Raw genomic sequence first — 18,908 nt, 5'->3', positions numbered from 1 at the left:
TCGGCTTCAGTCGTTACAAACGGTGAGGTCGAGGGCGGCGACGGCCAGCCGGGTGAAGTCAGATAGTTGGTCCTCGCCGAGGGTGACGCCGCGCAGGTTGTCCAGCGGCGTCTTGAGGCCGTGCAGGCGGCTGCCCCGCAGGTCGGCCCCGTCGAGGTGGCAGGAGTCCAGTTCCAAAGCGGCGAGGTCACACGACCGCAGCGCAATACGAGATAGGCGGCAGGAAGACCACGCGCCGTTGGTGAGTGTGCAGTCGGTGAACGCGACCGAACCGGCGGCGGCGACGCGTTGGAGGGTGGCGTAGTCGAAGCGGCAGCCGTCGAACAGGACGTCCTTGAGGCGTACGTCGGTGAGTCTGGTGCCGGTGAATCGGGAGCCGGTGATCGCGCACCGTTCGATGGTGATGCCGGTCAAGGTCGCGCCGGAGAAGTCGGTACGGGTGATCTCGCAGCCGTAGAGGCTGCCGGCCTCCCAGGTGCTCTCGCTCAGGTCCACGCCGGTGATCAGACTGCTGCGGATGCTGACGCCCTCCAGGTGCACACCGCGCCACGCCGCACCGTCGACGAAAGCCTCGGTGAGGCCGTCGGCCAGGTCCGTGGTGGTGTCGAGGTCGTCCGTTTCGAGGTCCGGCAGTAGGACCTTCACGTCGCCGATCGTGGTGGTGCGCATGTGTCCTCAACCTGTGTGGGCGCGGGGTGGGCACGCCACCCCGCGCGTCCCGTGGTGGTGACTACTTCTTCTTGTTCCAGTTGTCCCAACCGGGTCGGCTGTCGAACTTACCCTTGTTATCCCAGGTGGGGCGGTTGTCGAACCTCGCCGCGTCGATCGACGCTACCGACCGCTGCGGGTCGACGCCGAGGCGGGCGAGTTGCTCGGGTGCGGCGTTGACGAGGGTCGCGAGGGCGTTGGTCATGGTGCTCCTCCTTGAGGGGTGAGGTGGTCGGCGGCGGCGCGGACGAGGGCCTGTCGGGTGGTTCGACAGTAGGTGGTCTCGCGGGCGGTGAACGTCGCGTGCTCGAAGTAGCGGTTGCCGGCCTGGGCGCCACGGCAGAAGTCGTAGAAGGCGCAGTGGTCAGCGCAGCCGTTGAGGGCCATGACGAACTCGGCGACGTAGTCCAGGTCGCCAGCGCGGGCGAGCATGGCGGTGATGGGTTGCTGGAGGACGTTGCCGGCGATGAAGTCGCCGTATCGCGGCTCGGTGGTGCCGAGCAGTTCCGGTGACAGCAGGACCACTTGCCCGTCCCAGGAGACGGTCGGGATCGGCTCGTACGGGGCGTGGTCGACGTGTCCGGCGCGGGTGGCGGCGAGGTAGTCGGCCAGCCGGTCCACGTCGCGGATCCGTAGCGGGCTGCCGCCGACGCGACGCGCGATGAGGCGCTGCCAGAACCGGTACGCCGCGTCCTCCGACACCGGTGCCCGGCCGGCGCCCTCCTGCTCTTCGATGTTGAAGCCCACCGACTCGCAGCCGTGCAGGCTGGTGAAGAAGTCGACGAGGGCGTCCGCGTGGTCGATGGTTTCCGGGGTGACCACACAGATCATCGAGTACCTCAGCCCCGCCTCCGCCAGGGTCCGCACGCCGCGCAGGGTCCGGGCATCGGTCGGCTTGCCGGCCCGGTCGAGGCGGTTGCGGTTCAACGCGCCCGGTCCGTCGATGCTGACCCCGACCTCGAAGCCGTAAGCGGTGAACAGCTCGCACCAGTGTTGGTTGATCAGCGTCGCGTTCGTCTGGATCTCGTGACGCACCATCCCCGCGCGCCGCAGCTCCTCGAACGGGGTCAGTAGATCCCGGAACAGCCCGATGGGTGTGGCGGTGGGTTCGCCCCCGTGCCACACGACACTCACCGGATGACCGCTGTTCTGCTGGGCTATCGACTCGGCGCAGGCCTGCGCGACCGCGCCGCTCATCAGGCGGCGGGACCTCCGGTCGGGCAGGTAGCAGTAGGTGCAGTCGAGGTTGCAGAAGCTCGTCGGCTGCACGACCAGGGTGTGGAAGCTGCCGGCGACCGCCGGTTGGCCGGTGGCGTTGATGAGGCCGAGGCCGTTCACGAGGAGCCCTGCTCGATGCTGCCGGCCGTGGTGGTACGGACGCGGTAGGCGTGGGTGTGGCGGGCAGGCCAGCCGAGGAACCGGTCGAACATGTCCGCGGCGCTGCCCGTGACGCTCGGGTTGAGCCGGTGCAGGTCCTCGATCGCGTCGTGCAGGCAGCCGGCTAGGTAGAGGAACAGGCTCACCGGCACTTCTCGGTACTCGGCCAGGACCGCGAGCTTCGCTGCGCCGCAGGGCCACGGCTGCCCGCACCGGCGGCACGACCACAGCGGACGCATCGGCAGATGTTCCACCTCGGCTGGCGCAAGCCGATTTGCTGCGAGACGGCGCTGCTGGCCGGTCACCGGCGGCCGCCCTCGCGCGCCTGCTGCTCGAACAGCCGACGCCACACGAAGGTGAGCAGCGGCGGATCAGCGGGCCACACCTGCCCCGACGAGGACGTCCACCCGGGCTCGGGGCGCCGGGACTGGCCGGCCATGGCGTTACGCGAGACGTACACCGTCATGCCGCCTCCTCTGGGGACGATGAGCGGCGGGCTCGCCGGGGGAAGGGCGAGCCCGCCGCCGCACCGCGGCGGCTGGGAGCAGACCGCCGATCACCCACCCGCGCAGCCCTCGTGGCGGTACGCAGGCGGGGAAAGCGCCGAGACAGTTCGCTCCCGGAGGGGCCGAGCCAGCGGCCCAAGCCGTGGTGTGGTGCGCCGCTCATCGATCCCTCCATCTGCATCTCCCTGTCAGTCATCCCGAACATCGGCATCGACACGCGCCGGTGATACGGGGTGAACTGAACGTAGGGGCGGCCTGTACGGAGGACCGGGAAAATCCATACCGGGTCCGGCGGGCGTCAGCGGGCAGGGTGATGGTGTGCGAGGGATGACGGACGACATGACGATCGGCCAGCGCGTCGCCTTCTACCGGCGTCGGCGAGGGCTCTCCCAGGAGGTGCTGGCCGGTCTGGTCGGCAAGACGCAGGAGTGGTTACGCAAGGTCGAGACGAACCGGGCCGACCTGGACCGGCTGTCGGTCATACGCGCGATCGCCAAGGCCCTCGACGTGTCCCTCGGCGACCTGATCGGCGCCCCGAGCCTGTTCGAGTGGTCGGACGACTCAGGGCGCGAGACCATCCCGGCGTTGCGGGCCGCGCTTCACGACTATCGCCACCTCGCGCCAACGCTGGCCAGCACAGGGGATGTCGAGGCCCCCGCCCTGCGTGAGATCGAGAACGACGTCGCGGAAATCTGGACCGCCTACCAGCACTCCCGGTACGGCACCCTCGCCCGCCGGCTGCCCTACCTCATCCACGACTGCCTCACCGCCACGGAGGCGTACGACGGAGACGACGGCCAGCACGCGCATGCGATGACCGCCTACGCCCACCAGCTCGCCGCGTTGTTCCTCACCAAGCTGGGCGAAGGTGACCTCGCGTGGACCGCCGCCAGCCGAGGTCTGGCCGCCGCCAACGCCAGCCACGATCACGTTGTCATCGGCTCACTCAGCCGCTCCGCCGCTCACTCGCTGGCGTCCATCGGTGAATACGCCCAAGCCAGGGGCCTCGCCGCCACGGCGGCGCAGTTCCTGGAACCACGGCTCGTCAAGCCGACTCCGCAGTTGCTGTCGGTCTACGGGAGCCTACACCTCGTCTGCGCGCTGGCCGCCGCCCGAGACGACGACCGCGCCTCCGCCGACACCCACATCGCCGAGGCCGACGCCGCAGCGACGCGGCTCGGCGCCGACGGCAACCACGTGTGGACCGCATTCGGGCCGACCAACGTGTCGATCCACAAGACGACCGTGGCGATGGAACTCGGCGACGTGCAACGCGCCATCGCCATCGGCGCCCCACTCGACACCAGCACCGTGCCCGTCGAGCGGCAGGTTCGGCACGCCATCGAAACTGCCCGAGCCCTTGCCCGGTGGAACCGCATCGACGACGCGCTCGCCGCGCTTCTGGACGCCGAGGTCATCGGCCCCGACCAGGTGCGTTACCACCGGCTCTCCCGTGACCTGGTCCGGGACATCCTCACCCGCCCCCGGCCACCTCGACTGGCCGTCGAACTCAGCGACCGGATGGGTGTCCGGCCGGGAGGGCCGCTCTGGTAGCTGGGCTCAGATCAGCCGGCTCGTGTAGCCAGCCGCCACCAGGCGCTCAAAGGCCGCCCGTACCTCGTCCGGCATCTCCTGCGCGATCGCGAACCCGCGCTCCGCATACACCTCGATCCGCTGCGTGTCGCCGACCAGCATGTCCACCACCCGCCGCGGATCGCCGATGCTGCTCACGTAGTCGTCCAGTTCGAGCGGGTTCGACGCGCACACCACCTGGACCTCGGGCCACATCAGCCTGCAGGTGGCGTAGGCCCGACGCTGTTGGTAGGGCCGCGACATGATCAGCACCGACTTCACCGGGATCCGGTATTCGGCCAGGAGCTGACGCGAGTACTCCAGGTTCTGGGCGGTGTTCGTGGCACGCGGTTCCACGAGGATCGCTTCCGCGGGTACGCCCTGGTCGACGGCGTACTCGCGGTAGTGCACTGCTTCTCCACGTGGGAACCGCTCGACGGTCGTCGGGGCGTTCGCGCCGGTGAACACGATCCTTGGGAAAAGGCCCTCGTGGAACAAGCGCGTCGCGATGACAGCCACGCCGAGGTCGTGGCTGCCCAGCCCGATCCCCACGTCGCACGGGCGCAACTCGTGATGCATGTCGTGGTAGCGCCAGAGCGTCTCCACGTCCGCCCGGACAGCGTCGGGGATCGCCTCGGCAGGTGCCGCCGCATGCCGGTTCATCAGCACCTACCGGAGAGGGCCGTCATCGGGGCCCCTCGTCGGACCTGCCCAGGGCCGCCAATCCCGCCCTTGCCACCTCCAGAGGAACGACGGCGGCCACGGGCTCGTCCCGCTCACTCAGGTAGACAATCTGGCCCCCACGCACGCTCCGCAGTAGTTCAGGTAGCACAGCCGCCAGCGGAAGGTCGTCAGGCGTGGCGTAGGTGCGGTCCGCGCTGGGTTCCCTCATGCCGCCAGCGTAGGGGTAGCAGCGCAGCACGACACCGCTGACTCCAGCACCACGCCGCTGGCCCCCTAAGGATCAGGAGGTTGGCGGCGGTCGGGGCATCGTGAGGTGGTGCGGTCAGGATCCGAGCTCGACGAGGCGACGCCTGCCAGTTTCGCCCGGGACCTGCCATACCTGCTCGTCCGGCCAGTGGCGATACAGCAACTGCTGTGTGGTCATGGCGACAGCGTTCCGCAGTGGCTCGCGAAGCAGGTCGGCCCGCAGTCGTTCCTCCCGCTCGGCGTCCTGAGCGATCAGAAGAATCGCCCCGACCGGCACCAGCCGGGTCGCACGCCGGTAGCCGGCCAACAGTCCACCCAGCCCTGACGCCGGCCGTTCGTGCTCGGCGACAACGTCGCCGATTGGGCCACGGTCGACGTGTACCAGGAACCGCAGACACCGCCCGTCCTGCAGCCAGACGCCGTAGCCGTCGGCTCGCAACTGCGTCAGGTCGTGCTGGCGCAACCACGCCGAGGTCTCCATCGTCGCCAGCCACTGGAACAGCTCGCACCGCCCCGGGTTGCGCCGCGACACCTCGACCAGCGGCAGGAAGAGCAGGGCATCCGCCTTGCCGGGGGCCGCTGACCCAACCGCAACGGAACCGGCCGCCCCGACGCCGTCAAGGCGCCCCGGAGCACCTCCGTCCCCTCGACCGTGACCCCGTACCACCAGGTGTGGGTCCGGTCCTCCGCCGAGCGGTCGCGGCGCACCAGTCCCGCCTCGTGCAGCCACACCAGGTCTCGGTGAGCCGTTAGAGGCGACACCGCGCAGACAAGTGCCACGTCCAGCGTCGATGCAGAACCGAGCTGCGCCAGGTGCGAGAGGACCCGCCACCGCCGCAGCGACAACCGTCGAACGGCCACCTGGTCACCCATCTCCCGATGATCCCTCCAGACACCGGTAGCCCGACACACGGTTTCCGCAGGTCTGTAACGGAGCGTAGTCAGTGGACTGGCCCGGAAACCGTGGCGTCGGGATGACCGCGACCGTAGACAGCGCTCTTGGTGGCTCGCCAGGCGAAGCGCCGGCGAGCCGTGCGAGTACTCGTGTACTCAAATCGGGGTTTCGGGGCCGATTTTGGAGATCACTGTTCAGTGACTCAGCCGAAGAGCTGAGAATATAAGCGGCGATACGACCAAACTGGACCACGGGTTGTTGATCTCCGGGAACCAGATCGCGGCCCAGAACCGATCACCCAAAGGCGACTGACACGTGCTCACCGGCTGGGCGAAGACGCATCGCCACGTCCGAACGAACGTCACCGACAGCAACACTGCAAACGCCGCACCTCGGCAAGACGGAGCCCCACCCGGGCCAGCACCGCTCGCCGCCGCGGAGGGGTTATGCTGGTTTGTCCGGTATCGCTCGTCACGGAGCAAGTCACAACGTTCGCCGATGCTTTCTGCGGGTTCCGCCAGTCCGCCGGGTCAGCTCGGGACCGATTCGAACACCGAGCTGACCCCCGCTCATCTCATCGTCCAACTGCACGCTGTGCACGTTCAGCTGCACCTGCCTTGCACTTGATTCGTACGCCGACATTGAGACCGGTGGCGATTCTGATCCCGTTGACAGCCACGGTTGACGGCCAAATGGATTGGTGTGGCGTCGTCGCTCCCTACTCGAGCTCCGCCTCGAACTCGCTGGCGACCTCGGTAATCGCCTCGGCGACGGCCTTGAGGAACTTGTTTTGGTCCGGTGAAGCCACGGAAGTCGGAATAGGCGCACCGCGGTCGTAGACTTCGTGCGAGATGATGCGCGCCCGAACAAACGTCGAGCCGACACCGCGCTGTGCATAGGCGTCCTGCCATGCGAGTCGCACCTCGTCCTTCAGCTGGCGGCGCGAGACCTCGATGAGTCTCTGGGTAACGGCGTTGGCGAGGGCGTCGAGGGTGGCCTCCTGCTCAGCCTCGCTCGGCGGCTCCTCCCCGGTCCACCGCACCGGGCGCTGCAGCATCAGGTAGATCTGGGTCTGGAGTTGGGAACTGAGGTCGGCAACCGGCAGGAGATTGTCGTAGCCTTCCTGCTGCCCCCCCTCGGCCAGCCGACGGCTCATCGCCTTGATACGCGTCCAATGCTCTTTCGGAGCATCCGGGTTCGGTCGCAGGCCGAGCAGCCCCAGCCAGCGGTGGTGGAAGGTCTTGGCCGCCTCGGCGACGGCGAGTGAAAGGTTCATCCGGTCGAAGACCGGGCGGTTGTGGCCGATGTCGGTAGCGTGCTCGGGATGCGTCAGCAAATCGAGAAGTTCCTCCAGCTGGCGAATGGTGCGCGCGCCGATCTTCCGTTCGGGGTCGAGCCTCTCGTGGATACCCCCAACGAAAAAGCAGGCGTTCTCGATCCGGCGGCGAAGCGCCCGCTCAGCCGACGGCGTGAGCTCCTCCCCGATGGCCTTGAGGACGTTGTCCACCGAACCGAGCACGTGCTCCTCTCGAAGCGGGAATGTGGGCAGGTTGTCGCCCGTGACCTGGTCAAAGTGCGTAAACACGATGTGCAGCTTGTTCGCAGTTCCCGAGACGACCATCGCCTTGAGCGCTGCGACCGGCGCGGCCTGCATCGGCTGCGTGGCGTTGTCGACGAGCAGCACAGCATCGACCTGCTGCAGCTGCTCCTGCACACGGGTCGAGAGCGAACTCACCGACTTAGCGGTGTGACCAAGCCCTTCGCCGTCGACTAGGACCAGGTTGAGCGGCTCGGCCGACCACTTGGGCTGGAAGGGCCCGCTGACGCGCAGCCCGTTGACCAGCGGTGTCAATAGGCGCCCGAAGAGTGGCGCGTAGTTGCTGGAGAACCGGGCAACGACCTTCATGAAGAGCGCTCGGTCCTCCGAGTCCCACGACCAGGACACCGGCCAGCCTTGGCGGTTGCGCCGAAACACTCCCACATCCAGGGCGGCGAAGCGCTTCTCGATCTCATCGATGAGCGAATCGACGATCTGGTGGAACTCCTCCGACTGGCGCAGATCGGTGTCGAGGGCGTCCTCGATGAGCTCATCGAGGACGCGCTCGTCGTCCTTGCCCTCCACAATGCCGGCCGCGATCTCGTCGGCGTAACGCGCGACCATCTCCTTGACTGCAGCGACACACTCCGATAACACGCGTTCGGTCGCCGCGATGTCGACGTTGCCGTACTCCTCGGGGTCTAGCGCGACCTCATCGATACCGCCGTCGTCGTCCGGCAGGTCGTCGTCGGCCATGTCCCCATCAATGCTGCCCGCCGTCTTGCCGCCGCGGCCGAGAACGTAACTGAAGCGGAAGCGCTGATCATGGTGATCGAGCAGGTCCAGAGCGATCTTGGCTTCGCTCTTGCCCTGGCGCGCGGACAGCGCCGCCCGGGAGACGTTCTCAGCCAGGTAGTCGATGACCTCGTCGCGCGGTGCGAAGGTAACGACAGCACGATAGGCCTCCTCCGAGGTCGTGATGAGCTCGGTATCGGCGACAGTCGTCTTGGCGGTCGATGTGGAGGGGAACCGCTCGGTCTTGGGATCAGTGCCGAGGATCTGCCGCGCGAGGGTGGTCTTCCCCGCGCCGGTAGTGCCGAGCATCAGCACCGTCCGGTAGCCGTCCGCGCTCGTCGGGAGCGGGATTTGCGTCTCACGAACACTGGCGAAGTCGAGCTGAGTGGCCTCCAGGCCGTCATAGAAGATCTCGATCACGCGAGCGTCGAAACGTCCTGCCAGCGAGGCCCGAGCGGTTGCCTCCCACAGTTCCGGCGTGCGCAGGATCTCATTGAGCTGCTCAACGAGGCGCTCGGCCTCGCGCTCGTCCGTGGTACCGAGACCACGCCTAACGCGGCGCCCCGTCTTGCCCGTGCCGACATCCAGACGCGCGGGGTGGCGGAAAATGACCGACCACGCCTCCCGCCCCTGGTTGCGGCTCTTGGTTGCGGTGTAGAACCTCATGCTCGCACTCATGGCCGTCCCATCGTTGTTCCCACGGTGTACCGGATGAGAGTGAAGCACATCTACGCATGCGCGTCAAGGACTGTTGGTACACCCCAGGAACAACAACATTTCCGCCTGGCCTGGTTGAATTGAGCTGGCCGAGGCTCCTCAACCCTGCACCGAGCGCGGAGCGACCGACGTCGGTCGACACTGGGGCAGCGCCACAGCGAACGCCCGCCTGACGGGGCGCAAGGCCGACCAGCCGGTGGCGGGCCTTGTCCCCGCCCGGTAGCTGCCATACCTGCTCGTTGGGCCAGTGCCGATGCAGCACGTCCTTGGCGATCAGTGCTCGCAGCTTTCAGTGGCTAGGCCGGCCAGCAGCTACTTCTCGTGATCGCGTCATCGACGATGACCAGCACGGCCCGGATCGACACCATCGCCGAGTCCGTTAACGCGCACGCCGTCCCTGACGTCAGAACGGGTCCAACTGCTCCCGAACACCCACCGAGCACCCGCCGTCACGACGGCCACGAAAAAGGCTCTGGCCTGGTGGAGAACCACCAGGCCAGAGCCTTGATCACCTGTGCGCCGCCAGGGACTCGAACCCCGAACCCGCGGATTAAGAGTCCGCTGCTCTGCCAGTTGAGCTAGCGGCGCTCGCCGGCAACGGCAGGAACGGTAACACGCCACCGACCGGCCCCTTCCGGGGGCGGCCACCCTTTCACGCAAGGGTCCCGGCGGCTACGGCCGGATCACCATCCGCCGGCCGCGCAGCTCCCCTCCGTCAGAGCTCAGGAGCCGATGTCGTGCGAAAAGCTCAGGCCCGGTGCATCGCACCGGGCCTGAGCTTCGCTAGTCGTGCGCCGCCAGGGACTCGAACCCCGAACCCGCGGATTAAGAGTCCGCTGCTCTGCCAGTTGAGCTAGCGGCGCTCGCTGACAACGGGAAGAACCTTAGCACGCCCGCAGAGCCGGGTTCCAATCCGATACCGGGCTCCACCCTTCGGTCGAGCTTAACCGGCGAATGCCCACAAAGTTCGCAGCCCTCCGGTCGCGGGGCGCTGGGCACGGGCCCTCATGCGGCACGATGTCCGCCAGGCACGCGAGAACAGAGGTGGGGATGGGCAGGTTCGCGCGGACCGGGGCGATGGTGGGCGTCCTGGTCCTCACGGCGTCGCTGGCACTGACCGGGTGCGGCGACGACCAGAAGAAGCCGGCGTTCGTAGCCGGCGCGCAGCAGGACGACGCGGTCCCGACCACGTCGCCGGGCACGACGGGCGACCCGAGCCAGCCCGCCCTGCCGGCGTTGGCGGTGAGCCCGGCCGACGGGTCCGACAAGCGGCCGGTCAGCACCGAGATCAGCGCACGGATCCCGGGTGGCGGCAAGGTGTCGAAGGTCGTCCTCACCGCCGCCGACGGCGCCACCGTCGCCGGCCGGCTACGCCGGGACGGCTCGTCGTGGGTGCCGTCGGCCCCGCTGAAGTACGCGACCCGGTACACCGCCACGGTCACCGGTACCGGCACGGACGGCCAGAGCCGGCAGGGCACCAGCAGCTTCACCACGATGGCCAAGCCGAAGTCGATGATCGGCTCCGGGCTCTACATGTTCAGCGGCAAGACGTACGGGGTGGCCATGCCGGTGGTCGCCGAGTTCTCGCCGGGCATCCCGAAGAAGGACCGCGCCGCGGTGCAGAAGCGGATGTTCGTGCAGACCGACCCGCCGCAGCCGGGCGCCTGGCACTGGCTCTACAACGGCACGCAGGCCTACTACCGGGCGCCGGAGTACTGGAAGCCGGGCACCACGATCACCGTCCGGCTGGCGCTGGCCGGGATCCCGTTGAGCAACGGCCGCTACGGCAACGTCGACCGGAGCGCCACCGCCAAGATCGGCCGCGCGTTCGAGATGAAGGTCGACAACGCGACCAAGCAGATGACCGTCTACGAGAACGGCGCGGTGGTCCGCACCCTGCCGGTGAGCCTCGGCAAGAAGAGCACCCCCTCCTCCAGCGGCACCATGGTGGTGATGGAGAAGAAGGAGTCCACGGTCTTCGACACCCGCGACGAGCCGGACCCCCGCAACCAGTACGTCACAAAGATCGACTTCGCCCAGCGGCTGACCTGGGGCGGCGAGTACATCCACTCGGCGCCCTGGTCCGAGGGGGTGCAGGGCCGCCAGAACGTTTCGCACGGCTGCGTCAACGTCTCGATGGCGAACGGACGGTGGCTCTTCGGCAAGACGCTGGTCGGCGACCCGATCACGGTGAAGGGCACCGAGCGGCGGCTGGAGCCGGGCAACGGCTGGACGGCCTGGAGCATGAGCTGGTCGCAGTTCGTCGCGGGCAGCGCCCTGCCGGTACCCGAGGGCGGCCAGGGCTCGCCCTTCTGAACAGGCGTAACGTGGGCGGACGCGCCATCGTCGGCGACCGTTCGCCCAGGTACCGCCGGGCGGCGGAGAGACTCCTCTGCTCGGCAAAGCGCCGCACGGTATCAGAATCGTTACATCACGGGCGGGGTGTTTCGGTTCACGTCCGGCAACGGGTAACCGTTCCGGTGCGTCTGTAGGAGACGATGGGACCCGGGACCACGACTGTGAGGGAAACATGCGAGCTAGCCAGGACGAGCTGATCCGGGGCGGGACCGCCCGGCGCGGCGGGCGACGCCGCGTGTTCGCGGCCGCGGTGCTCGCCGCCGCCATGGCGCTGACCGGCTGCACCAGCGGCGGCGGCAAGGACAAGCCGTCGAGCTGGCAGGGGGGCGGGGAGAAGGGCCCGAAGGCGGCAGCCACCATCACCGAGCCCGCGGCCGACGCCAAGGACGTGCCGGCCTCCACCGCCGTCACCTTCACCACGAAGGAGGCGCAGGAGACCACTGTCGAGCTGAAGGACTCCGCCGGCAAGGCCGTCGAGGGCCAGCTTGCGAAGGACGGGAAGAGCTGGCTGCCGGACGGCGCGCTGAACTACGGCGAGACGTACACCGCGACGGTGACCGCGACCGGCGACGACGGCAAGCCGGCCACCGCGACCAGCACCTTCACCACCATGGCCAAGCCGGGCAAGCAGATCCGGGTCACCAGCTTCCTCGGCGACAACCAGGTCGTCGGGGTGGCCATGCCGCTGATCGTCAAGTTCGGCCGGGCCATCCCGGAGGACTACCGCGACGACCTGCAGCGCCGGATGACGGTCACCGCGAAGCCGGCCCAGGAGGGCATCTGGCACTGGGTGAGCCCGACCGAGGTGCGCTACCGGCCGAAGGAGTTCTGGAAGGCCAACAGCACGGTGACCTACAAGGTGCAGGCGGGTGGGCTGCCGCTCGGCGACGGCTGGTACGGCCGTTCCGACCTGAGCGTCGACATCAAGATCGGCCCGTCGTTCGTGATGACCGTCGACAACCGCACCAAGAAGATGACGGTCACCAGGGACGGCAAGGTGATCAAGACGATCCTGGTGAGCCTCGGCAAGAAGACCACCCCGTCCTCCAGCGGCACCATGGTGGTGATCGAGAAGCTCCGCCACACGGTCTTCGACACCATGGAGGAGCTGGGCCCGGAGGAGGGCTACCGCACCGAGATCGACTACGCGCAGCGGCTCACCTGGGGCGGCGAGTTCATCCATGCCGCGCCCTGGTCGGAGGGCGTGCAGGGCAGGACGAACGTCTCGCACGGCTGCGTGAACGTCTCGATGAAGGACGGCAACTGGCTCTTCGCCAACACCCGGATCGGCGACCCGATCACGGTGAAGGGCACCGAGCGCAAGCTCCAGAACGGCAACGGCTGGACCGACTGGAACATGAGCTGGGACGAGTACGTCAAGGGCAGCGCCCTGCCGTACGAGCCGCCGGCCGAGCCGGGCGACGACACCAGCCCGAGCGCGGACGAGCCGAGCGTCGAGCCGACCCCCTGATCGACGGGCACCGAGCGGCCTCCTCCACCTCCGGAGGGGGCCGCTCGCCGTTGCGAGGACCGGAAAATGATCGAAGCCCCCTCCCGGAGGAGGGGGCTTCGGTCTTCTGGGGTGACTGATGGGAATTGAACCCACGACAACCGGGACCACAACCCGGTGCTCTGCCAACTGAGCTACAGCCACCATGCTCTCCGCGCCGGTCGACCCGGGCGGTGCGCGGACTAATAATAGCCACACCCCTGCCGGCCCCGTCCACCGGGTTCGGGCGGGCCCGCCCGGCGGGGCTCAGAGCTGGGCGGCGATCGCCTTGGCGCTCTCCACGTCCGGGCCGGGCAGCGGCACGAAGACGGTCCGCCGGTAGTACTCCAGCTCGCGGATGCTCTCCCGGATGTCGGCCAGCGCCCGGTGGGCCAGCCCCTTCTGGGGCTGGCCGAAGTACACCCGCGGGTACCAGCGCCGGCAGAGTTCCTTGATCGAGGAGACGTCGATCATGCGGTAGTGCAGGTGGGCGTCGAGCCGGGGCATGTCGCGGGCGATGAAACCCCGGTCCGTGGCGATGGAGTTGCCGCAGAGCGGGGCGGTCCGCGGGTCCTTCACGTGGCTCGCGACGTAGTCGAGCACCATGTCCTCCGCCTCGGCCAGGGTGACCGTGGAGCGGCGTACCTCCTCGGTGAGGCCGGACTTGCCGTGCATGGTGCGCACGATCTCCGGCATCGCCTCCAGCGCCGCCTCGTCGGCGTGGATGACCACGTCGACGCCCTCTCCCAGCACGTTCAGGTCGGGGTCGGTGACGAGCGCGGCGACCTCGATCAGCGCGTCCCGCCCGAGGTCCAACCCGGTCATCTCACAGTCGATCCAGACGAGAAGATCAGCCACCGGGACAGACTACGCGCCACCGACCCGCCCGCGCCTGAAGCACCCTCGCCCGGGTGGACCGCTAGGGTTTCCCCGTGCCAGCCGAACCCGTCGCGCCACCCGCCGTCACCGAGGACGATCCGGGCGGGCGTACGGCTCGTCGGCTGGTCACGGTGGTGGCGCTCGCGGCGGTGCTGCCGGCGCTCTACCTGCCGGGCCTGGTGCACAACTTCTTCGACCTCAAGATCTACATGCGGGCGATGGACTGGTGGGCGGCCGGCAACCCGCTCTACGACTACGTCCAGCCGGACCGGGTCCAGGGCGCGCTCTACTTCACCTATCCCCCGTTCGCCGCGCTGCTGCTGCGGCCGTTCGCGCTGCTGCCGCTGGGCGCCACCATCGCGATCTTCACGGTGCTGACCGTGGTCGGCGTCGTGGTGACCACCCGCTGGCTGGTGCTGCCCGTGGTCCGGCGGCACGACCTGCCGAGGCTGTTCACCGTCACGGTCGCCGTGCTGCTGGTCCTGGCCGTCGAGAGCACCCGGGAGACGCTCACCTTCGGGCAGATCAACATGCTGCTGGTGGTGCTGATCCTGGGCGACCTGCTGTTCGGCGTACCGCAGGGGCGGCGCTGGGCCGGCGTGGGCGTCGGGCTGGCTACGGCGCTCAAGCTCTTCCCCGGCATCTTCGTGCTCTACCTGCTGGCCACCCGGCGGTGGCGGGCGGCGGCGGTGGCCTCGGTGACCGCGGCGCTGGCCACGCTGCTCGCGGCCGCGGTCGCGCCCGGTGACTCGTGGCGGTTCTGGACCCACGAGCTGTGGGCGACCGACCGGGTGGGCCGGACCGACTACACCGGCAACCAGTCGCTGTTCGGCCTCCTCAGCCGGATCACCGCGCCGGACAAGCCCAGCCAGCTCCCGTGGCTGCTGCTGGCGCTGCTGGTCGTGGGGTACGGGCTGTGGCGGGCCGCCCGCGCCGCGCGGGCCGGGGACGCGCTGGCCGGCCTCACCCTGACCGGCCTGGTCGGCGGGCTGGTCAGCCCGATCACCTGGACCCACCACCTGTACTGGTTCATCCCGGCGGTGGTGGTGCTGGTCGACGCGGCGCTGGACGCCGACCGGGGCACGGTGGCGGGCGCCCGCCGGCGGCGCCGGCTGCTCGTCCTCGCCATCGGCACCGGCTTCGTGATCGTCTACGGGGTGGTCACCTTCCAGGACTGGGGCGTCGCCCCGGCGCGCACCGACAACCCCGGCGAGTTCGTCACCCGCAACGCGTACGTCCTGCTCAGCCTGCTGCTGCTGGCCGTGCTGCCGACCCGCCGGCCGGCGCCGGAGCGAGCCGACGCCGCAGCCGAAAACTTGCACTAACTGGACAGAACTCGCGACAAGCGGCGTTCAGCGCTAATCTGGTCCCAACTACCTCAGGTTTCTCCCAGGTAGCACCGAATTCCCCCGGTGACGGTGGCCCTCCGCGTCGGCAGCGCGGAGGGCCACCCGCCGTGTGGGGGCACATGTCACTCGTCGACAGGCGTGGCCGGCCGGACCGGCCGGAGCGTCTCCGCGGCGGTCACCGGGGGCCACGACCAGTCCGCGTCTGCCGCCAGGTCGGCCAGGCTCACCGGCCGCCGGCTCGGAACCGGGCCGATCGCCGCGCGGGACCGCTCGGCGGGCGCCGACCCGACGGAGACCAGTTGCCGGTCGGGCAGGGTGGACGGCTCCGACCGCTGGCCCAGCCCGCTGAGCGAGCTGACCCCCAGCCGCCCGGCCAGCACGGGAACCTGGTCCGGCTCGACCACGAAGACCACCTCGCGCGGGCGGACCGGGCGCAGCAGCAGCACCACGGCGAGGACCACCAGCAGCGTCCCGCCGGCCAGCAGCGCCCAGGCCACCCCCGGGAACCAGCCGGCGCGCAGCTCGGCGCGCAGGTCCAGGGCCAGGTCGGCCCGCCCGTCCGGCCGCATCACCACCAGGCTCAGCGACCGGTCGGCCAGCTCGGCCGGGCTCCACTCCAGGGCGCCGATCCCCTCGCGTACCCAGAAGTCCTGGCCGAGCGGGACGGCGCCGGCGGTGCCGGCGGTGGCCGGGTCGAGGCGGACCGGCAGCGACCCGCGAGCCAGGGCGACCCGGCGAACGGTGGCGTGCGGGACGTCGGCCAGCCACCGCCGCACCTGGTCGGTCGGGGCGAGGCCGAGGAAGGCCGGGCCGTCGGCGGTCCGCGCGGTGAGCCGCAGCCGGGCCTGCCCGGCCCGGGCGACCGGCGCCTCGGCGCGGAGAAGCGCGTCCACGTCGGACACCACGACCGCCCGGGCGGGGGTGCGGACCGTCTCGAAGCGGGCGGCGAAGCCGCCGTCCGGGTCGGCGTGCCGGGCGGCGAGCCAGAGCCCGGCGCCCGCCAGCAGGGCCGGAATCCCCACGGTCAACAGCAGCATGCCGGCGATCGTGCGCACGAAACGCATTCGCGTCGTCCCCCTCGGTAGCGAAGTACCCGGCCGACCTTACCGATGGCGACCACACAATCGCCGGATATCCGCGGCAAGCACCTGAAGGACCGCGGAAAGGCCGCCGGCCCGCCGGAAGATCCGGGCGACCATTCCGGCTCGGCGTGTCTGACGCCACGCCGCGACCCGGAACGGTCGACGGGCCGGCGGACGGGCGCAGGTCAGGACTTCGCGGCGGTCTCCCGGCGGGTACGCAGGAAGGCCAGCCCGCCGAGGACCAGTCCGGCCAGGCCGGCGACCAGACCGGCCACGCCGAACGCGGTGGCCGCGCCGGTGTCGGCGTCGTCCTTGTCGTCGTCCGCGGCGGCCGCCGGGGCGCTCGCGGCCGGCGAGGCGGACGCCGAGGCGGCGGTCAGGGTGAGCACCGGGGCCGGGTTCTCCGGCTCCTCCCCGCCCGGGGTGGGCTCCTGGATCCAGCGGGAGACGTTGCCGTCCGAGTAGGTCTGGAGCACCTTGAACACCATCCGGTCGGCCTGCGGTAACGGGCCCATCGACACCGGGAACTCCTGGAACTCGCCCGGCTTGACCCCGCCGTTCGGCGCCGCCGTCCAGGTGAGCTTGGAGACGGCCTCGGTGAGCTGGCTGCCGTGCACCTCGATCGGCGGGTCGACCTTGCGCTTCTCCACCGTCACCGTCCAGCCGGGCACCGGCATGGTGGAGACCGAGCCGACCGGGGCGTTCTCCGGCAGGTTCACCTCGACCTTGGTGGTCGACGCCGTGTCGCTCTCGTTCGGCACCCGGAAGGCGAAGCGGCCGTAGCCGCCCTGCGTGGCCTCCTTCGGGTTGACGGTGACGTGCGCCGAGGCCGCCCCGGCCAGGCCGAGCACGGCCGTGGCCACGGCGGCGAGGGTGAGTGCGGCGGCGGTTGCGGGACGCCGGAGACGGATCATGTGAGCGAGCCTTCCGTTACTTCACGGGCACGGTGGCGGTCACCGTGGCCTGGTCGATGTCGGACGTACGGACGGTGAAGCGCAGCTGCCACTGCCCCGCCGCCGGGAGGCTGATCTCGCCGGTGGCGTGGTTGTCGGTCAGCGGCAGCAGCGGGATCGTGATCGGCTCGATGCCGGCCGACGGCAGCGCGGCGGTGGCCTTCCACTCCTGCACCGGCTGGGGCCGGTTGTCCTTCGTGTACGCGTAGAGGTGCAGCGAGTTGTTGCCGGTCTCGGCCGGGTCCAGCTCCACCTGGAGCGAGTAGATCGGGCTGCTCAGCGTGGTGGAGAAGTAGCCGGCCGGGGCGCCGGCCACGTTGGCCGAGGCGGTCCGGGCCGGGGTGGTCTGCACCAGCGTCGCCGATACGCCGAGCACCACCGCGGTGATCGCCAGCTCGGCCAGCACCGCCCGGCGCATCGACCCCGGGCGCCCCGCGGCGGTGCGCCGCCGGACCAGCGCCCGGGAGTACGCGGCCACCCCGATCACCAGCGCGAACAGCACGATCTTGGCGAGCAGCAGCCGCCCGTACGTGGTGTCGACCAGCGCCTTCGGGGTGGCCACCTCGATCAGCCCCTGCACGGTGCCGGCGAGCAGCAGCGCGGCCACCGCCAGCGCCGCCCAGCGGGACCAGATCGGCAGGATCGCGTCCAGCTCCCGCTCGTCGGCCCGGCGCAGCAGGAAGACCGCGAGCATCACCAGGCCGCCCAGCCAGACGGCCATGCTGCCCAGGTGCACGGCGTCCACCACCACCGACACGGCGGGCGCCGGCGACGCGGCCGGGTGCCCGGCAAGGGGCCAGGTGAACAGCGCCGCCCCGCCGAGGATGGCCAGGATGAGCCCGTCGGTGCGGCCGACCGGGCCGGCGAAGAGGGGGCGGAGCAGGAACGCCGCCGCGGCGAGCAGGCCGAGCCGGACCAGGTGGGCGGTGCCGTACGTGCTGCCCAGCACGTCGCCGATGCCGGAGCCGGAGATGTCGAACAGGCCGCCGCCGTTGGTGTAGGGCACCTGGAGCCACAGCTCGGCGAGGGTGGCCACGGCCAGCAGGCCCAGCCCCGACCAGGCCAGCCGGGCGGGGCCGCGCCGGGACAGCCGGCGCGGCCAGAGCGCGGCCAGCACCAGGGCCGGGCCGACGAGCAGCAGCAGCCCGACGTAGCCCAGGTACTTGACCACCTTGACGGCGTTGCCCACCACCGGGTTCGCCCGGGTGTCCGTGCCGGTGTCGGTCGGCGGTGTGGACGGCGCGCCGACCGAGTAGGTGAACGCCCCGGAGACCGGGTGGCTGTCGGCCGAGATCACCCGGTAGCTGACCAGGTAGGTGCCGCGCGCGCCGGACGGGTCCACCGGGATGGTGACCACCGCGCCCTTGAAGGTGGGCTCGCCCCGGTCGGCGCGGGAACCGTCGGGAGCGATCACCCGGATCTTGTCGGGGACCTTGCGGACCCCCTCGCTGAAGGTGATCACCACCTCGGCGGGCGCGCTGGGCACCACGGCCGAGGCCGCGGGGCTGCTGCTCACCAGCACCGCGTGGGCGCTGGCCGGGGTGGCCGGGGCCAGCAGCAGGGCGACGAGGGTGACCAGCAGTCCGGCGGCGGCCCCCAGCCGGGTGGTCCGGCGACGGTCGGCGCCGGCCACGGGGCGGCGGCGTACGGCAGCAGTCATGACCGCCATGCTTCCCGAACCGTGCGGCGCCCGGCGACCCGACCTCATCCGCGTCCCGGCCCCGTGGCCGGCCGTTCGACGCGGGCCGACCGGGCCCGGCG

The 18,908-nt window shown here is 70.0% G+C and carries 16 protein-coding genes, 3 tRNA genes and 1 pseudogene; 4 read left to right on the top strand and 16 right to left on the bottom strand.

The window, feature by feature from the left end:
• Positions 1-6: 6 nt before the first annotated feature.
• From B0E53_RS11460 to amcA (B0E53_RS37500), 5 genes are all read right to left on the bottom strand, one after another.
• On the bottom strand, positions 7-669 hold the full coding sequence (locus B0E53_RS11460; RefSeq protein WP_107076029.1) for a pentapeptide repeat-containing protein: 663 nt from the start codon (positions 667-669) through the stop codon (positions 7-9).
• Positions 670-730: 61 nt separating this feature from the next.
• Positions 731-913, bottom strand: a complete 183-nt coding sequence (amcA, locus tag B0E53_RS11455) for a multiple cyclophane-containing RiPP AmcA (protein WP_107076028.1) — start codon at positions 911-913, stop codon at positions 731-733.
• Positions 910-2,046 carry a cyclophane-forming radical SAM peptide maturase AmcB gene (gene amcB / locus B0E53_RS11450; protein ID WP_107076027.1) on the bottom strand — a complete coding sequence of 379 codons (1,137 nt, stop codon included), beginning with the start codon at positions 2,044-2,046 and terminating at the stop codon, positions 910-912. The genes amcA (B0E53_RS11455) and amcB overlap by 4 nt, the downstream gene beginning before the upstream one ends.
• The gene (locus B0E53_RS11445; protein ID WP_107076026.1) at positions 2,043-2,390 is read right to left on the bottom strand and encodes a hypothetical protein; all 348 of its coding nucleotides are present in this window, start codon (positions 2,388-2,390) and stop codon (positions 2,043-2,045) included. The genes amcB and B0E53_RS11445 overlap by 4 nt, the downstream gene beginning before the upstream one ends.
• The gene (amcA, locus tag B0E53_RS37500; protein WP_168215294.1) at positions 2,387-2,551 is read right to left on the bottom strand and encodes a multiple cyclophane-containing RiPP AmcA; all 165 of its coding nucleotides are present in this window, start codon (positions 2,549-2,551) and stop codon (positions 2,387-2,389) included. Before amcA (B0E53_RS37500) ends, B0E53_RS11445 begins: the two co-directional genes overlap by 4 nt.
• A 367-nt stretch (positions 2,552-2,918) precedes the next feature.
• On the opposite strand from amcA (B0E53_RS37500), the gene B0E53_RS11440 reads away from it, so the two are divergent.
• A complete protein-coding gene (locus B0E53_RS11440) occupies positions 2,919-4,145 on the top strand; it encodes a helix-turn-helix transcriptional regulator (protein ID WP_210406025.1) in 1,227 nt (408 codons plus the stop codon).
• A gap of 6 nt (positions 4,146-4,151) precedes the next feature.
• On the opposite strand, the gene B0E53_RS11435 is transcribed toward B0E53_RS11440, so the two are convergent.
• The 6 genes from B0E53_RS11435 to B0E53_RS11410 form a co-directional block, all read right to left on the bottom strand.
• Positions 4,152-4,832, bottom strand: a complete 681-nt coding sequence (locus B0E53_RS11435) for a YdcF family protein (RefSeq protein WP_210406024.1) — start codon at positions 4,830-4,832, stop codon at positions 4,152-4,154.
• Between the two features lie 337 nt (positions 4,833-5,169).
• Positions 5,170-5,625, bottom strand: coding sequence for a hypothetical protein (locus B0E53_RS11425; protein WP_246835347.1), 456 nt, complete (start codon positions 5,623-5,625; stop codon positions 5,170-5,172).
• Entirely contained in the window at positions 5,538-5,966 is a 429-nt protein-coding gene (locus tag B0E53_RS39290) for a DeoR family transcriptional regulator (RefSeq protein WP_246835346.1), read from the bottom strand. Before B0E53_RS39290 ends, B0E53_RS11425 begins: the two co-directional genes overlap by 88 nt.
• A 740-nt stretch (positions 5,967-6,706) precedes the next feature.
• Positions 6,707-8,986: a hypothetical protein gene (locus B0E53_RS11420; protein ID WP_107076039.1), complete on the bottom strand. Its 2,280-nt coding sequence runs from the start codon at positions 8,984-8,986 to the stop codon at positions 6,707-6,709.
• Between the two features lie 566 nt (positions 8,987-9,552).
• A tRNA-Lys gene (locus tag B0E53_RS11415) sits at positions 9,553-9,625 on the bottom strand.
• A 202-nt stretch (positions 9,626-9,827) separates the two neighbouring features.
• A tRNA-Lys gene (locus B0E53_RS11410) sits at positions 9,828-9,900 on the bottom strand.
• Positions 9,901-10,087: 187 nt separating this feature from the next.
• On the opposite strand from B0E53_RS11410, the gene B0E53_RS11405 reads away from it, so the two are divergent.
• Both B0E53_RS11405 and B0E53_RS11400 read left to right on the top strand, forming a co-directional pair.
• Entirely contained in the window at positions 10,088-11,353 is a 1,266-nt protein-coding gene (locus B0E53_RS11405; protein ID WP_107076024.1) for an Ig-like domain-containing protein, read from the top strand.
• 214 nt (positions 11,354-11,567) lie between these two features.
• A complete protein-coding gene (locus B0E53_RS11400) occupies positions 11,568-12,866 on the top strand; it encodes an Ig-like domain-containing protein (protein ID WP_107076023.1) in 1,299 nt (432 codons plus the stop codon).
• A gap of 107 nt (positions 12,867-12,973) precedes the next feature.
• Here B0E53_RS11400 and B0E53_RS11395 read toward each other — a convergent pair.
• Both B0E53_RS11395 and orn read right to left on the bottom strand, forming a co-directional pair.
• A tRNA-His gene (locus B0E53_RS11395) sits at positions 12,974-13,049 on the bottom strand.
• Positions 13,050-13,151: 102 nt separating this feature from the next.
• A complete protein-coding gene (gene orn / locus B0E53_RS11390; protein ID WP_107076022.1) occupies positions 13,152-13,742 on the bottom strand; it encodes an oligoribonuclease in 591 nt (196 codons plus the stop codon).
• Positions 13,743-13,816: 74 nt separating this feature from the next.
• On the opposite strand from orn, the gene B0E53_RS11385 reads away from it, so the two are divergent.
• Positions 13,817-15,088 (top strand): glycosyltransferase 87 family protein, encoded by a 1,272-nt coding sequence (locus B0E53_RS11385; RefSeq protein WP_107076021.1) that lies wholly within the window; start codon positions 13,817-13,819, stop codon positions 15,086-15,088.
• 146 nt (positions 15,089-15,234) lie between these two features.
• Here the strand turns inward: B0E53_RS11385 and B0E53_RS39285 are convergent.
• From B0E53_RS39285 to B0E53_RS11370, 3 genes and pseudogenes are all read right to left on the bottom strand, one after another.
• A pseudogene (locus tag B0E53_RS39285) lies at positions 15,235-15,663 on the bottom strand (hypothetical protein); the annotation flags it as partial.
• A 716-nt stretch (positions 15,664-16,379) separates the two neighbouring features.
• The gene (locus B0E53_RS11375; RefSeq protein WP_107076019.1) at positions 16,380-17,108 is read right to left on the bottom strand and encodes a YcnI family protein; all 729 of its coding nucleotides are present in this window, start codon (positions 17,106-17,108) and stop codon (positions 16,380-16,382) included.
• A 16-nt stretch (positions 17,109-17,124) separates the two neighbouring features.
• Complete coding sequence (locus B0E53_RS11370; RefSeq protein WP_107076038.1) at positions 17,125-18,807, bottom strand: copper resistance protein CopC; 1,683 nt, start codon at positions 18,805-18,807, stop codon at positions 17,125-17,127.
• Between the last annotated feature and the right edge of the window lie 101 nt (positions 18,808-18,908).

It is taken from the genome of Micromonospora sp. MH33 (genome assembly GCF_003013775.1).
Lineage (GTDB): Bacteria > Actinomycetota > Actinomycetes > Mycobacteriales > Micromonosporaceae > Micromonospora > Micromonospora fulviviridis.
This window is presented reverse-complemented; position numbering and strand designations above follow the sequence as displayed.

What these genes read in the sequence shown, in the direction of transcription:
- B0E53_RS11460 (WP_107076029.1), bottom strand. Translation starts at nt 669, where the DNA reads ATGCGCACCACCACGATCGGCGACGTGAAGGTCCTACTGCCGGACCTC.
- amcA (WP_107076028.1), bottom strand. Translation starts at nt 913, where the DNA reads ATGACCAACGCCCTCGCGACCCTCGTCAACGCCGCACCCGAGCAACTC.
- amcA (WP_168215294.1), bottom strand. Translation starts at nt 2,551, where the DNA reads ATGACGGTGTACGTCTCGCGTAACGCCATGGCCGGCCAGTCCCGGCGC.
- B0E53_RS11440 (WP_210406025.1), top strand. Translation starts at nt 2,919, where the DNA reads ATGACGGACGACATGACGATCGGCCAGCGCGTCGCCTTCTACCGGCGT.
- B0E53_RS39290 (WP_246835346.1), bottom strand. Translation starts at nt 5,966, where the DNA reads ATGGGTGACCAGGTGGCCGTTCGACGGTTGTCGCTGCGGCGGTGGCGG.
- B0E53_RS11420 (WP_107076039.1), bottom strand. Translation starts at nt 8,986, where the DNA reads ATGAGGTTCTACACCGCAACCAAGAGCCGCAACCAGGGGCGGGAGGCG.
- B0E53_RS11405 (WP_107076024.1), top strand. Translation starts at nt 10,088, where the DNA reads ATGGGCAGGTTCGCGCGGACCGGGGCGATGGTGGGCGTCCTGGTCCTC.
- B0E53_RS11400 (WP_107076023.1), top strand. Translation starts at nt 11,568, where the DNA reads ATGCGAGCTAGCCAGGACGAGCTGATCCGGGGCGGGACCGCCCGGCGC.
- B0E53_RS11375 (WP_107076019.1), bottom strand. Translation starts at nt 17,108, where the DNA reads ATGATCCGTCTCCGGCGTCCCGCAACCGCCGCCGCACTCACCCTCGCC.
- B0E53_RS11370 (WP_107076038.1), bottom strand. Translation starts at nt 18,807, where the DNA reads ATGACTGCTGCCGTACGCCGCCGCCCCGTGGCCGGCGCCGACCGTCGC.